A 14559-nucleotide genomic window follows, 5' to 3' on the forward strand; every position below is an offset into this window, starting at 1 on the left:
TCACCGTCGCGCGTCCCGCGACCGCCCGTGCGGGTTGAGCGCGCAGTTCCCCGCGCCCCTTACGGGGTCCGGCGGGGCGCAGCCGAACAGTAGAGCGTCAGCCACCCCCGCACGTCCCGCGACCGCCCGTGGGGGCTGAGCGCGCAGTTCCCCGCGCCCCTTACGGGGCCCGGCGGGGCGCAGCCGAACAGTAGAGCGCCAGCCACCCCTCGCACATCCCGCGACCCTCCGTGGGGGTCAGTCTCGTGGGCGGGCGTGGTAGGTCCTGCGGGTGTGTTCTGTGTGGGCTCGCATGATTTCTGTGGCTCGTTGTTCGTCTCGGGCCGAGATCGCGGCGATCAGGTCGCGGTGTTCGATCCAGGACTGGCGGCCGCGCTGCCGGGCGACGGGCGTGTAGTACCAGCGCACGCGCCGGTCGACCTGCGCGGCCAGTTCCGCGAGGACCGTGTTGCCGGCGAGCTCCATGACCTTGGCGTGGAAGCGGGCGTTCGTCGCGACCGCGGCGTCCACGTCGTCGGCGCCGACCGCCTCCTCGCCCTCGGCGCACAGCGCCTCCAGGGCCGCGATGCCCGAGGTGCCCGTGTTGGCCGCCGCGAGCCGCGCCGCCTCGGCCTCCAGGAGCGTGCGCACGGTGAGGAGCTGGTCCGCCTCCGCCTCGGTCGGCTCGTGCACGAACGCGCCCTGCGCGGGCCGCAGATCGACCCAGCCCTCCGTGTTCAGCCGCTGCAGCGCCTCCCGTACGGGCTGCCGGGAGACCCCGAGGTGCCCGGCCAGTTCGCTCTCGACCAGGTGCTGGCCGGGCTGAAGAGCGCGCGTCGTGATCAGTTCGAGCAGGGCCTCGTAGACGCGGTCCCTGAGCGGGCCGGGCCGTTCCAGCTTCGGCACCGCCCCCTGCGGCAGTCCGGTCGACAACATCGCGTGTCCCCCTCCTGGGCGGCAGCGCCACGACAGCAGCCTCGGCAACCAGTATTGATTGTCTTTCGTCTACAGTCTACGGCGCACAATGGCCAGCCCGAGGGGGAGTCGATCCGGTCACACTGCGACGAACACGCAGGTCACGGGCAGTGGATGACCTGTCCCGCGTACGAGAGGTTGCCGCCGAAGCCGAAGAGGAGGACCCGGTCCCCGGTGGAGATCTCGCCGCGTTCGACGAGCTTGGACAGCGCGATCGGGATGCTGGCCGCGGAGGTGTTGCCGGACTCGACGACGTCGCGCGCGACGACGGCGTTCACGGCGCCGATCTTCCCGGCGAGCGGCTCGATGATGCGCAGGTTCGCCTGGTGCAGCACGACCGCGGCGAGGTCCTCGGGGGTGAGCCCGGCGCGCTCGCAGGCCTTGCGCGCGATGGCCGGCAGCTTGGTGGTCGCCCACCGGTAGACGCTCTGGCCCTCCTGGGCGAACCGCGAGGGGGTGCCCTCGATGCGTACCGCGTGCCCCATCTCGGGCACCGAGCCCCAGAGCACGGGCCCGATGGCGCTCTCCTCGGCGGCCTCGACGACCGCGGCGCCCGCGCCGTCCCCGACGAGCACGCAGGTCGTACGGTCCGTCCAGTCGCAGACGTCGGACATCTTGTCGGCGCCGATCACCAGCACCCGCCGCGCCCCGCCGGCCCGCACCGCGTGGTCGGCGGTGGCCAGCGCGTGGGTGAAGCCCGCACAGACCACGTTGATGTCCATGGCGGCCGGTGACGGGATGCCGAGGCGCGCCGCCACCCGGGCGGCCATGTTCGGCGACCGGTCGATGGCGGTGGAGGTGGCCACCAGGACGAGATCGATGTCCTCGGGGGCGAGACCGGCGGCCGCGAGGGCCTTGGCGGCGGCGTGCGCGGCCAGCTCGTCGACCGGTTCGTCGGGTCCGGCGATGTGGCGCGTACGGATGCCCACCCGGCTCGTGATCCACTCGTCACTGGTGTCGACCAGCTCGGCCAGATCCTCGTTGGTGAGGATCCTGGCGGGCTGGTAGTGGCCGACAGCGGCGATGCGTGAGCCGTTCATGGGTGGTCCCCTTGGTTGCCTGGCTAACGGGACTCACCAGTCTGATCAGGTACTCACGGGTATGAGGGCACGTAAAGTCACAGGAATGGCGGCCCACCCTTGTCGGCTTCCGTCAGACCTTCGGACGCCCGAACACCTACCCTGCGGACGTTCGGGCGTCCACCCTGCGGTGTCCGGGCGTCCGCCCGGTGGCGAGGGGCCGCTCAGCCCGTGAACAACTGGGTGGCTTTCCGTACGAGCTCGTACAGACCATAGGCCAGTGGCGCTCCCACCCACACCCACGCGAAGGCGATCAGTGCGCGCCGGTCCGGCGAGCCGCCGTCCGGCACGGCGGCGTCGGGCGCGGTGCTGTCAGGCGGACTGCTGTCGCTCGTGGACATCCGCGGCCTCCTTCGGTGCGATGTGGTGGCGGGCGTGCACCGGCCGGACCAGTTCGTTGGCGACGAATCCGACCACGAGCAGCCCGATCATGATGATCAGTGACAGTCCGTAGAGGGACGCTCCGGATTTGCCGGCCTCCTCCTGCCGGTCCGCGATCCAGTTGACGATCAGGGGGCCGAGGACGCCGGCCGTGGACCAGGCGGTGAGCAGCCGCCCGTGGATCGCGCCGACCTGGTAGGTGCCGAAGAGGTCCTTCAGGTAGGCGGGGACGGTCGCGAAGCCGCCTCCGTAGAAGGAGAGGATCACCAGTGCGCAGATGATGAACACGGGCTTCGAGGAGTCCCCGACCCAGGCGATGAGCGCGTACATCAGGGCGCCGACGCCCAGGTAGACGCGGTAGATGTTCTTGCGCCCGATCAGGTCGGACGTCGACGACCAGCCGATACGGCCCGCCATGTTGGCCGCCGAGAGCAGCGCGACGAAACCGGCCGCCGCCGACACCGAGACGGGTGTCGAGGTGTCCGCGAAGAAGTCGGTGATCATCGGCGCGGCCTTCTCCAGGATGCCGATGCCCGCGGTCACGTTCATGCAGAGCACGATCCACAGGAGCCAGAACTGCGGGGTGCGCACCGCGTTGTTCGCGGAGACCTGTACGCCCTCCAGCGGGGCCGGGGTGCCGTCGGCCGCGGTCTTCGCGGGCCGCGGCACGCGCACCAGCAGCACACCGAGCGACATGAAGACGGCGTACGTCAGTCCGTGCACGAGGAAGGCCAGCGCGATGCCCGAGCTGTCGGAGCCGAAGGACTCCAGCATCTGCGCGGACCACGGCGAGGCGATCAGCGCGCCGCCGCCGAAGCCCATGATGGCGATGCCGGTGGCCATGCCCGGCCGATCCGGGAACCACTTGATGAGCGTCGAGACGGGTGAGATGTAGCCGATGCCCAGGCCGATCCCGCCGACGAAGCCGTAGCCGAACACGATCAGCCAGTACTGCTCGGTGGCGGCGCCCAGCGCGGCGAGCAGGAAGCCCGAGGAGAAGCAGATCAGGGCGACCGTCATCGCCCAGCGCGGCCCGTTGCGCTCCACCAGCGTGCCGCCGAACGCGGCGGACAGGCCGAGCATCACGATGCCGAGCTGGAAGGGCAGGGCGCTCTGGGTTCCGCTGAGGTCGAGCGAGGACTCCAGGGCGGGCTTGAACACGGACCAGGCGTAGGCCTGTCCGATGGAGAGGTGGACCGAAAGGGCCGCGGGCGGGACCAGCCAGCGGCTCCAGCCCGGTGGGGCTACAGGGGGACTCATGATCCCGGACGATAGGAACCGGTTGTTCGGTTGGGAAGGCGGTCCACCCCAACTGGTCGACCGTATGCGGTGAACGGTATGCGGCGTGCGGTGAACGGTCGGTTCCGGCCGACGAACGGCATTTCCAGCCAGGCTCCGCATCTCTACCAAGGGTGTTCGGGGCGCGACACACAGCGAGCCCCGGGGCGGCCCGATCCCTCCCGGGAGGGATCGCGACGAGGAGGGATCACGAGGGCGGGGGCCGCCGTGTGCCAGGTGCTGCGCGAACCCTTGCTGCCCCAACTCCCATACTGTAGACAATATTCAGTCGACAACGCTCATCCCGACTCACCGCTGTTCAGCGTCTCCTCGGTACCCTCGACCGAACGGAGCCCCTCAAGTGAAGGTCGCAGTTCTCGGCGCCGGTGCGATCGGCGCCTACGTCGGTGCCGCGCTGCATCGCGCGGGTGCCGATGTGCACCTCATCGCCCGTGGACCGCATCTCGCGGCCATGAGGCAGCACGGAGTGCGCGTGCTCAGCCCGCGCGGTGACTTCACCGCCCGCGCCCACGCCACCGACGACCCGGCCGAGGTCGGCCCGGTCGACTACGTCTTCCTGGGCCTGAAGGCCAACTCGTACGCGGCGTGCGGGCCGCTCATCGAGCCTCTCCTGAACGACACGACGGCGGTCGTCGCCGCCCAGAACGGCATCCCCTGGTGGTACTTCCACCGGCACGGCGGCCCGTACGACGGCCATCGCGTCGAGAGCGTGGACCCGGACGGCGCGGTCAGTGCGGTGATCGCGCCCTCCCGGGCCGTCGGCTGTGTCGTCTACGCGGCGACCGAGCTGGCGGGGCCGGGCGTGGTCCGCCATCTCGAAGGCACCCGCTTCTCCGTCGGCGAGCCCGACCGCACGGTCTCGGTGCGCTGCGCCGGGTTCGGCGAGGCCATGGTCGCCGGCGGACTCAAGTGCCCGGTGGAGCCCGATCTGCGCAACGACATCTGGCTCAAGCTGCTCGGCAACATCTCCTTCAACCCCATCAGCGCCCTGGCCCGCGCCACCATGCGGCAGATGTGTCTGCACGGCGGCACCCGACGGGTCATCGAGATCATGATGACCGAGACGCTCGCGGTCGCCGAGGCACTGGGCTGCCGGGTGGGCGTCTCCATCGAGAGGCGGCTGGCCGGCGCGGAGCGCGTCGGCGACCACCGCACCTCGACGCTCCAGGACCTGGAGCGCGGCAAGCCGCTCGAACTCGACGTGCTGCTCGCCGCCGTCGTCGAACTCGCGGAGATCACCGACGTCCCGGTGCCCACGCTCCGCACCGTCCACGCCATCTCGGACCTGCTCGCACTGAGGACCGCCGCATGAAGAAACGCGACCGAACTCCCAAGACCTACACCCGACTCGAGTACCCCCTGATCCGTGACTCCCGTGACGAGCCCTTCCGCAGGGCGAGTTGGGACGAGGCCCTGGACCGGACCGCCCGGGGCCTGGGCGCGGCGCGCGGCGCGTTCGGCCTGTTCTCCTGCGCCCGCGCGACCAACGAGATGAACTACGTGGCGCAGAAGTTCGCCCGCGTGGTCATGGGCACCCACAACGTCGACTCCTGCAACCGCACCTGTCACGCGCCCAGCGTGGCGGGCCTGTCGGCGGCCTTCGGCTCGGGCGGCGGCACCTCCTCGTACGCCGAGGTCGAGCACACCGACCTGGTCGTGATGTGGGGCTCCAACGCCCGCTTCGCGCACCCGATCTTCTTCCAGCACGTCCTGAGGGGGATCAGGAACGGCGCCCGGATGTACGCGGTCGACCCGCGCCGCACCTCCACCGCCGAGTGGGCCGAGAGCTGGCTCGGGCTGAACGTCGGCACGGACATCCCGATGGCCCACGCGATCGGCCGCGAGATCATCCGGGCGGGTCTGGCGAACGACGCGTTCATCGAACGGGCGACCACCGGCTTCGCGGAGTACCGCGAGCTCGTCGAGCCGTGGACGCTGTCGCTCGCCGAGAAGGTGACGGGCGTCCCGGCCGCCGCGATCCGGGAGCTGGCGCACGCCTATGCCCGCGCCGAGCGCGCCCAGCTGTGCTGGACGCTCGGCATCACCGAGCACCACAACGGCACGGACAACGTCCGCGCGCTCATCAACCTGTCGCTCCTGACGGGCCACGTGGGGCGCTTCGGCTCGGGGCTCCAGCCCCTGCGCGGGCAGAACAACGTGCAGGGCGGCGGTGACATGGGCGCCATCCCGAACCGGCTGCCCGGCTTCCAGGACATCCTCGACCCGGACACCCGGCTGAAGTTCGAGTCGGCGTGGGACACGGTCATGGAGCCCCACTACGGGCTGAACCTGACCGAGATGTTCGAGGCGATGGAGGAGGGCTCGCTCAGGGCCGTCTACTGCATCGGGGAGAACCCCGCGCAGTCGGAGGCCGACAGCGAGCAGGCGGTACGCCGGATGCGGGGCCTGGACTTCCTCGTCGTCCAGGACATCTTCCTGACGAAGACGGCCGAGCTGGCGGACGTGGTCCTGCCCGCGACGGCCGGCTGGGCCGAGACCGAGGGCACCACCACCAACAGCGAGCGGCGGGTCCAGCGGGTGCGCCGGGCCGTCACGCCGCCCGGTGAGGCCCGCGAGGACATCGACATCCTCTGCGACCTCGCCCTGCGGCTGGGCCACGAGTGGAAGTACGCGGACTCCGAGGCCGTGTGGAACGAGCTGCGGTCGGTGTCCCCGGACCACCACGGGATGACGTACGAGCGGCTGGAGGAGCACCAGGGCATCCAGTGGCCGTGCCCGGAGACCGACCGGCTCGAACCGACCTATCTGCACGGCAGGCTGTGGGAGTCCGACCCGGCCGCGCGGGGCCGGCTCGCGCCGTTCGGTCTGGTCCAGCACGACCCGCCCGTCGATCTGACGGACGAGGAGTTCCCGATCCGGCTGACCACCGGGCGGCGGCTCGACTCGTACAACACCGGGGTGCAGAGCGGCGGTTTCGCCTCACCGATGCGGCGCGGCGAGTACGTCGAGCTGTGCCCGGAGGACGCGGAGCGCTACGGCGTGGCGGTGGGCGAGGAGGTCCAGGTCTCCTCGCGGCGCGGGGCGGTGGTGGCCCCGGTGTGGGTGGACCCCGCGCTGCGGCCCGGCCTCGCCTTCATGACCATGCACTTCCCCGACGAGGTGGACACCAACCAGCTGACGATCGAGGCCAACTGCCCGATCGCGGGGACGGCGGAGTTCAAGGCGTCGGCGATCCGGATCGAGAAGCTGCCGGTTGCGATTCGAGTGAGGTGATGTCAAGTGGACCTGCACTTCGGTGACAGCAGACCGACGGACGAGGAACGGGCGGCCATCGACACGCTGCTCGGCCCTCCGGAGTCCTCGTGGGAGGGCGCGGACCGCTCCGACGCCGACCTCAGGTGGGCACGCGGCGGGCGGGCGGCCCGGGACCGCCGTGACCTGCTGTTGCCGGGGCTGCACGCGGTCAACGACCGGATCGGCTGGATCAGCGAGGGCGCCCTCGACTACCTGTGCCGCCGGCTCACCGTGCCGCCCGCGGAGGCGTACGGGGTCGCCACCTTCTACGCGATGTTCTCGGTGAAGCCGCGTCCCGCGACGGTCCTGCACGTGTGCACGGACCTGGCGTGCGCGGCGGCGGGCGCACCGGAGCTGTGCGCCGGGATCGAGGCCCGGCTCGGCCCCGGCAGCGGGGTGAGCGTCGAGCGCAGCCCCTGTCTGGGCCTGTGCGAGCGGGCCCCGGCCGCCCTCGCGGTCAAGGCCGGGGACCCGGTGCGGACGGCCGTGTCCGCGCCCACGACCGTCGAGCGGGCCGTGCTCGCGGCGAGCGCGCCCGACTCGGTGCCCGAGGAGCCGTCGGCCGTGCTGGCGGTCCCGCAGGCCGGGGACCCCGCCCTGACGCTGCTGAGCCGGGTCGGCGTGGTGGATCCGGCGTCCCTGGACGACTACCGGGCGCACGGCGGCTACACGGCCCTGCGGGAGGCCTTCGCGCTGGGCCCCGCCGGGGTCATCCGCGAGGTCACCGACGCGGGTCTGGTCGGGCGCGGCGGCGCCGCCTTCCCCACCGGCCGCAAATGGCAGGCCACGGCGTCGGCGCCCGACCGTCCGCACTACCTGGTGTGCAACGCGGACGAATCGGAGCCGGGCACCTTCAAGGACCGGGTGGTCATGGAGGGCGACCCGTACGCGCTCGTGGAGTCGATGACGATCGCGGCGTACGCGGTCGGGGCGCACCGGGGCTATCTGTACCTGCGCGGCGAGTACCCGCGGGCGCTGCGCCGCATGGAGCACGCGATCGGGCAGGCACGCGCGCGCGGGCTGCTCGGGGACGACGTCCTCGGCCAGGGGTACGCGTTCGACATCGAGATCCGGCGCGGCGCGGGCGCGTACATCTGCGGCGAGGAGACCGCCCTCTTCAACTCCATAGAGGGGTACAGGGGGGAACCGCGGTCCAAGCCGCCGTTCCCCGTGGAGAAGGGCCTGTTCGGCAAGCCCACCGCCGAGAACAACGTCGAGACGCTGGTCAACGTGCTGCCGATCCTCACCATGGGCGCCCCGGCGTACGCGGCGATCGGCACCGGCAGGTCCACCGGGCCCAAGCTGTTCTGTGTGTCGGGCAGTGTGGACCGGCCCGGGGTCTACGAGCTGCCGTTCGGCGCGACGCTGGGTGAGCTGCTCGCTCTGGCGGGCGTGCGCACGCGTCTGCGGGCGGTGCTGCTCGGCGGCGCGGCCGGTGGTTTCGTACGGCCCGACGAGCTGGACATCCCGCTGACCTTCGAGGGCACGCGGGAGGCGGGCACGACGCTCGGCTCCGGGGTCGTGCTGGCCTTCGACGACACCGTGCCGCTGCCCCGGCTGCTGCTGCGGATCGCCGAGTTCTTCCGGGACGAGTCGTGCGGGCAGTGCGTGCCGTGCCGGGTCGGGACCGTGCGCCAGGAGGAGGCGCTGCACCGCATCGTCGAGCGGACCGGCGCGGACGCCGCCGCCGACATCACGCTGCTGCGGGACGTGGGCCGGGCCATGAAGGACGCCTCGATCTGCGGTCTCGGGCAGACCGCGTGGAACGCCGTGGAATCCGCCATCGACCGTCTGGGGGCGTACGAATGACCGTGACACCGCTGGGGATCCCGCGTCGGCTCCTGGAGTTCACCATCGACGGCGCGCCCGTGCGGGCACCGGAGGGCTCGACGATCCTCGACGCCTGCCGGTCGGCGGGCAAGGACGTCCCGACGCTGTGTCAGGGCGACACCCTGACCCCGAAGAACGCCTGCCGGGTGTGCGTCGTCGAGGTCGAGGGCGCGCGCACCCTGGTCCCGGCCTGTTCCCGCAGGGCGGAGGCCGGCATGGAGGTGCGCACCGACACCGAGCGGGCCCGGCACAGCCGCAGGGTCGTCCTCGAACTCCTGGCGTCCTCGGTCGACCTGTCGACCACACCGGAGGTCGCCGGATGGCTCAAGGAGTACGAGGCGAAGCCCGGCCGGTTCGGTCCCGACGCGGCCCGGGTGGACGAGGAGCCGAGGGTCGACAACGACCTGTACGTGCGCGACTACGGCAAGTGCATCCTCTGCTACAAGTGCGTGGACGCCTGTGGCGACCAGTGGCAGAACACCTTCGCGATCTCCGTGGTCGGGCGCGGTTTCGACGCCCGGATCGCCGTCGAGCACGACGCTCCCCTCACCGACTCGGCCTGTGTGTACTGCGGCAACTGCGTCGAGGTGTGTCCGACCGGTGCTCTCTCGTTCAAATCGGAGTTCGACATGCGCGCGGCGGGTACGTGGAACGAGTCGGCGCAGACCGAGACGACCACGGTGTGCGCCTACTGTGGAGTGGGCTGCAATCTCACCCTGCACGTGCAGGACAATGAGATCGTCAAGGTCACCTCGCCGCACGACAACCCGGTGACCCACGGCAACCTCTGCATCAAGGGCCGCTTCGGCTACCAGCACGTACAGAACCGGGACTGATCAGGACATGGGACGAGTCACGGAACGACGCAAGGTGATCCGCATCCGGGACGGGGCGGTCTCCACCCGCCCGGACACGCTCGTCGCCGAGGAGCCACTGGAGATCCGGCTCAACGGAAAACCCCTGGCGATCACGATGCGCACCCCGGGCGACGACTTCGCGCTCGCGGCGGGCTTCCTGGTCAGCGAGGGGGTCCTGGGGCTGGCCGACGAGCTGCAGAACATCGTCTACTGCGCGGGCGCGACGGTGGACGGCTCGAACACGTACAACATCGTCGACGTCCGGACGGCGCCCGGCGTCGTCATCCCCGACATCACCCTCGAACGGAACGTGTACACGACGTCGTCCTGCGGTCTGTGCGGCAAGGCGAGCCTGGACGCGGTCCGTACGACGGCCCGGTGGACGATCGACGACACGCACGGCGACACGACTCCCCCGGTACGGCTCGAACCGAACCTGCTCGCGAGCCTCCCCGACCGGCTGCGCGCGGCGCAGCGCGTGTTCGACCGGACCGGGGGTCTGCACGCGGCGGCGCTGTTCACCGAGGACGGCGAGCTGGTCGACATCCGGGAGGACGTCGGCCGGCACAACGCGGTCGACAAGCTGGTCGGCCGCGCCCTCCAGAACGGCACTCTGCCGCTCTCCCGCACGGTGCTGCTGGTCTCGGGGCGCGCCTCCTTCGAGCTCGCGCAGAAGGCGGTGATGGCCGGCATCCCCGTGCTCGCGGCGGTCTCGGCGCCGTCCTCGCTGGCGGTGGACCTGGCCGCCGAGTCGAACCTGACCCTGGTCGGCTTCCTGCGGGGCACCTCCATGAACGTGTACGCGGGTGAGCACCGCATCGCTCTGCAGGCCGCGGCCGCCCAGCGCTGACCGGTTTCCCCCGCGGCACGGCGGCGGGGCCCCTTCCTGGCGGGGAGCGCCCCCTGCGCCGGAGGGGCCCTGCTGTGTCCGGTGCTCAGCTCCTCTCCGTGAAGCGCACCTCTTCGGCGGTGACGACCGTGCCCAGGCGGGGGAAGTCCAGCTTCACCGAGGCCTCGTGCTCGGGGGCGGTGAGCGCCGCCATGGCGTCCTCGACGAAGACGAGGTCGTAGCCGAGGTCGCCGGCGGCGCGGGCGGTGGACTCGACGCCGAGGTTCGTGGCGATCCCGCCGAACACCACGGTGGTGACGCCGCGTTCGCGCAGCCGCTCGTCCAGCCCCGTGCCCTGGAAACCGCCGATGGTCCGCTTCACGATCTCGATGTCGCCGTCGGCCGCGAGCCCCGCCACCAGTCCGCTGCCGGGCGGCTGCTCGGGGACGCCGGACCGCTCGACGCGGACGAGCACGACGGGCGCGCCCACCGCGCGGAAGGCGCCGGCCAACTCTTCGGCGACGGACTGCACTTCGGTGCCCTTGCGGGGCTCCAGGGGCAGTCCCACGATGCGGTCCATCAGATCGACGAGGACGAGGGCGGTGCGGGCGGGGTCGAGGGCGGAACGGGGTTCCATGCCGGGTGCGTTCATGACGGAACGTTAGCCCGCGCGAGCCCTCCGTAGGGGAGATCCGGATCAACGGGGCGGAGAACCAGTCGCGTTCGGCCCCTTCGCCGATGGCCCCGGGGGCTCGCCGCCTGACGCGCGAGGAGGTGGTACAGGCCGGTGTGACGCTCCGTCAGCACTCATCCGGACGTACACCGCGGCAGGCGCGTACCCCGGCGGGCCCCGGCTCGTTCTCCCTGACGACCTCGAACGGGCCCTCAGCCGGCCCGTCGTCCAGGTAGGAGGCGGTTACTTGGATGCCGGCACGACCCTGCTCGGTTCGTCACTCGCCTGCGCGGGCGTGCTGGGCGCGGCTCTCGTGGCGTACTTGGGAAAGCGGGGCGAGAACGCCCTGAACGGCTTTTCGAGCCTGACCGAAAAGCTTCAGTCGGAGCGCGACCGCCTTGAGCGCCAGATCGCCGAACGCGACTCGCGCATCGACGAGTTGTCCTCGCTGCACGCCGCCGACCAGTCGGAGATCGCGCGGCTGCGGCTCGACATCCACCGCCTCGGAGGAGCGCCGTGACCAGGGTCCAACGGGTACTGGCTGTGCGCTGGCGCAGCCTCTTCCTCGTCTGTGTGCTGATCGCGCTCAGTGGTGTCGCGGTGATCCTGTGGGCCCGGATCGACTCCGGTGACCGCAGGGCCGACGAACTGCGGGCCGAGTCGGACCGGCGGGGCGACGCCGTGTCGACGCTGGCGCACGACGTGCGCGCGCTGCGCGCCCAGGTCGAGGCCGGCGGCGGCACTCCGGCGGCCCCCGACCCCTCCGACGCGGTGGACGACCTGCTGGACCGGGTGCGGGTGCCGACCGCCGCCCACGGCGAACCGGGCGCCAAGGGCGAGCGGGGCGCGACGGGGGCGGGCGGGCAGACCGGACCCGGTGGGGAGCGCGGCGTGCGTGGCGTGTCCGGGTCGCCGGGGCCGTCGGGTTCGCCGGGAGCGTCCGGGCACTCCGGCGACCAGGGCCCCCCGGGGACCGACGGCACGAACGGGACCGACGGCGCCGGTGGACCGGCGGGGCCGCCCGGTCCCGACGGTGCCAAGGGGTACCAGGGCATCCGGGGGGACAGCGGCTCCCGGGGAGAACAGGGGGAGAAGGGCGAGAAGGGCGATCCCGGGCCCGCCTGTCCGGCGGGCTACAGCCTCCAGGTGCCCGCGAACGACCCCGACGCCCTGATCTGCCGCAGACGCGGCGCCGACGCGCCCTCTCCCGAGCCCTCGGGCTTCCTCCCGCTGCCGCCGCCCCTGCTCCGACGGAGGGAACTCCGCTAGGGCTGTCGCCCTCCGTCCGCGCGGCACCGCGATCCCCCGGCCGCCGTGTGCGACCTTCCCCCACCACGACCATCACGACCAGCACGACCGGTGCACGCTTCTTGTGAGGTGCCTGAGAGCCCAAGTAGCGTCTGTGGCGCGCACATTGGACGTGGGATGTCCGGATGTCCAGACTTATGAAGGGCAGGTCGCACCATGCCGTCAGGTCGTCGCGCACTCTCCCGAACGCTCGGCTCCGCCGGGCGAAGAAGAACCCCCCTCAGGACCGTCCTCGCAGCGGTCCTCACCGCCACCGCGCTGCTCGCGCTGCCGAGCACCGGACACGCCCGGCCGGCCGTCGAGCCCGGCGGGAGCGCCGCACCCGAACAGTTCACACAGCAGGTGCTCTTCAAGGCCTCCCAGGATCCCGGATACGCCTGCTTCCGGATCCCGGCGGTCGTGAAGACGGTCAAGGGCACCCTGCTGGCGTTCGCCGAGGGCCGGGTGAACGACTGCAGCGACGCCGGCGACATAGACCTCGTGCTCAAGCGCTCCACCGACGGCGGCCGCACCTGGGGCCCCCTCCAGGTCGTCAACGAGGGCGCGGGCGACACCCACGGCAACCCCGCGCCGGTCGTGGACCGCGAGAGCGGCCGGATCCTGCTGGCCGAGACGTACAACACGGGCCGCACCGACGGGCACAACTGCGAGGTCCCGTGCGACCGCACCCCGCATCTGCAGCACAGCGACGACGACGGACTCACCTGGTCCGCGCCCCGCGACCTCAGCGCCGAGATCCTGCCCGCCCACTGGAACTCCTGGTACGCGACCGGACCGGTGCACGGCGTCCAGCTGACCCGCGGCCGGCACCCGGGCCGCCTCGTCCTCGCCGTCAACACCGAGACGTGGGACGGCAGCCGCGTCAGCGCGAACCACGCCGCGCTCGTCGTCAGCGACGACGGCGGCGACCACTGGAGCGTCGGCGCGACGGACTCGTGGCCGATCGCCGAGGACGGCACGTTCCGGCAGAAGCCGTCCGAGATGACCGTGACCGAGCGCGCCGACGGGACGGTCCTCGTCAGCGGGCGCGAGCAGGACGGCACCGACCTCGGCCACCGCACCCAGGCGTTCAGCACCGACGGCGGCGACAGCTTCACCGCGCGCTTCCGCGCTCTCCCCGACCTCTACACGCCCCAGGTCCAGGGCTCCACGCTGCGCCTGGGCGACCGGATCCTGCTCGCCTGCCCCGCCGATCCGGACCGCCGCCGCACGATGACGATCCGCTCCTCCTACGACCAGGGGCGCACCTGGGACAGCGTCGACCGGGGCACGGTGGTCACCACGGACTGGTCCGGCTACTCCGACCTGGTGGCCGTCGCGGGCGACACGGCGGGCCTGCTGTACGAGGGCGGCGCCGTGGACGCCCGCGACGAGATCCGCTTCGCGCGGTTCACCGAGGACTGGCTCACCCCGCGCCGCGGCCCCGACCCGACCACCGCCGACCTCGCCCCGCGCGCACCCGGCGCGGCGGTCCTCGGCGGGGCGCGGGAGACGGACGGGAAGTTCGGCGGCGCCCTCGCGTTCGACGGCACCGACGACGCCGTACGCCTGCCGCACCGCGCCGCGCTGCCCCTGGGGACCAAGGACTTCACGGCGTCGCTGTGGTTCCGCTACACGGCCACGACGGGCGAGCAGCCGCTGCTGTGGATGGGCGGCGTCGGCACCACCCAGCCGCAGGTGTGGCTGCGCGGTGAGCCCGCGAACGACCGGATCCAGGGGCTGATCACCGTCCGGGACGGCGCGAGCGCCCCGCGGTCGGTGTCCGTGCGCACGAGCGGCGCGTACAACGACGGGAAGTGGCACCATCTGGCGCTGCGCCGCGGCGCGGGAGCGCTGACGCTGTTCGTCGACGGGACCGCGACCGGCACGGCGGACGTACCGGGATCGGTGAGCCGCAACTCGCCGTTCGGTGTGCACGTCGGCCAGAAACTCGACAGCCGCGCCCACTTCACCGGCGCGATCGACGACGTCCGGGTCTGGGACCGGGCCCTGGGCGACACCGAACTGGCCGGGGTACGGGCGTCGGACGCGGCGGTTCCCCGGGGCACCGTCCTATGGCTGCCCATGGACCGGGTGAGCGCCGGCCACTAACGT

General features: G+C 71.9%; 13 protein-coding genes. 8 read left to right on the top strand and 5 right to left on the bottom strand.

Translation table 11 applies throughout. The features are described from left to right. Positions 1–237: 237 nt before the first annotated feature. The 4 genes from ACLVWQ_RS21490 to ACLVWQ_RS21505 all read right to left on the bottom strand — a co-directional run bounded on the left by ACLVWQ_RS21490 (position 238) and on the right by ACLVWQ_RS21505 (position 3674). The gene (locus ACLVWQ_RS21490) at positions 238–915 is read right to left on the bottom strand and encodes a GntR family transcriptional regulator (RefSeq protein ID WP_414110689.1); all 678 of its coding nucleotides are present in this window, start codon (positions 913–915) and stop codon (positions 238–240) included. A gap of 140 nt (positions 916–1055) precedes the next feature. Beyond that, on the bottom strand, positions 1056–1994 hold the full coding sequence (locus tag ACLVWQ_RS21495) for a beta-ketoacyl-ACP synthase III (protein ID WP_414110691.1): 939 nt from the start codon (positions 1992–1994) through the stop codon (positions 1056–1058). Between the two features lie 203 nt (positions 1995–2197). Next, positions 2198–2374 (bottom strand): MFS transporter small subunit, encoded by a 177-nt coding sequence (locus tag ACLVWQ_RS21500; RefSeq protein ID WP_414110693.1) that lies wholly within the window; start codon positions 2372–2374, stop codon positions 2198–2200. Beyond that, a complete protein-coding gene (locus tag ACLVWQ_RS21505) occupies positions 2346–3674 on the bottom strand; it encodes an OFA family MFS transporter (protein ID WP_414110695.1) in 1329 nt (442 codons plus the stop codon). The genes ACLVWQ_RS21500 and ACLVWQ_RS21505 overlap by 29 nt, the downstream gene beginning before the upstream one ends. Positions 3675–4053: 379 nt before the next feature. Between ACLVWQ_RS21505 and ACLVWQ_RS21510 the strand changes: the two genes are divergently transcribed. From ACLVWQ_RS21510 to fdhD, 5 genes are read left to right on the top strand one after another with little or no spacing between them, the layout of a single operon-like run. Then, the gene (locus ACLVWQ_RS21510; protein ID WP_414110697.1) at positions 4054–5025 is read left to right on the top strand and encodes a 2-dehydropantoate 2-reductase; all 972 of its coding nucleotides are present in this window, start codon (positions 4054–4056) and stop codon (positions 5023–5025) included. Then, positions 5022–6947: a molybdopterin oxidoreductase family protein gene (locus tag ACLVWQ_RS21515; RefSeq protein ID WP_414110698.1), complete on the top strand. Its 1926-nt coding sequence runs from the start codon at positions 5022–5024 to the stop codon at positions 6945–6947. The genes ACLVWQ_RS21510 and ACLVWQ_RS21515 overlap by 4 nt, the downstream gene beginning before the upstream one ends. Positions 6948–6953: 6 nt before the next feature. After that, a complete protein-coding gene (locus ACLVWQ_RS21520; protein ID WP_414110700.1) occupies positions 6954–8777 on the top strand; it encodes an NAD(P)H-dependent oxidoreductase subunit E in 1824 nt (607 codons plus the stop codon). Continuing rightward, a complete protein-coding gene (locus ACLVWQ_RS21525; protein ID WP_414110702.1) occupies positions 8774–9634 on the top strand; it encodes a 2Fe-2S iron-sulfur cluster-binding protein in 861 nt (286 codons plus the stop codon). The genes ACLVWQ_RS21520 and ACLVWQ_RS21525 overlap by 4 nt, the downstream gene beginning before the upstream one ends. Positions 9635–9641: 7 nt before the next feature. Continuing rightward, entirely contained in the window at positions 9642–10505 is an 864-nt protein-coding gene (gene fdhD / locus ACLVWQ_RS21530) for a formate dehydrogenase accessory sulfurtransferase FdhD (protein ID WP_414110703.1), read from the top strand. 85 nt (positions 10506–10590) lie between these two features. On the opposite strand, the gene ACLVWQ_RS21535 is transcribed toward fdhD, so the two are convergent. Further along, positions 10591–11136, bottom strand: a complete 546-nt coding sequence (locus ACLVWQ_RS21535; protein ID WP_414110705.1) for an isochorismatase family protein — start codon at positions 11134–11136, stop codon at positions 10591–10593. 268 nt (positions 11137–11404) lie between these two features. On the opposite strand from ACLVWQ_RS21535, the gene ACLVWQ_RS21540 reads away from it, so the two are divergent. From ACLVWQ_RS21540 to ACLVWQ_RS21550, 3 genes are all read left to right on the top strand, one after another. After that, the gene (locus tag ACLVWQ_RS21540) at positions 11405–11677 is read left to right on the top strand and encodes a hypothetical protein (protein ID WP_414110707.1); all 273 of its coding nucleotides are present in this window, start codon (positions 11405–11407) and stop codon (positions 11675–11677) included. Next, positions 11674–12426: a collagen-like protein gene (locus ACLVWQ_RS21545; protein WP_414110708.1), complete on the top strand. Its 753-nt coding sequence runs from the start codon at positions 11674–11676 to the stop codon at positions 12424–12426. Before ACLVWQ_RS21540 ends, ACLVWQ_RS21545 begins: the two co-directional genes overlap by 4 nt. Positions 12427–12621: 195 nt before the next feature. Further along, complete coding sequence (locus ACLVWQ_RS21550; RefSeq protein WP_414110709.1) at positions 12622–14556, top strand: exo-alpha-sialidase; 1935 nt, start codon at positions 12622–12624, stop codon at positions 14554–14556. The last annotated feature ends 3 nt before the right edge of the window (positions 14557–14559 follow it).

This window comes from Streptomyces sp. CWNU-52B (assembly GCF_047444975.1).
GTDB lineage: Bacteria > Actinomycetota > Actinomycetes > Streptomycetales > Streptomycetaceae > Streptomyces.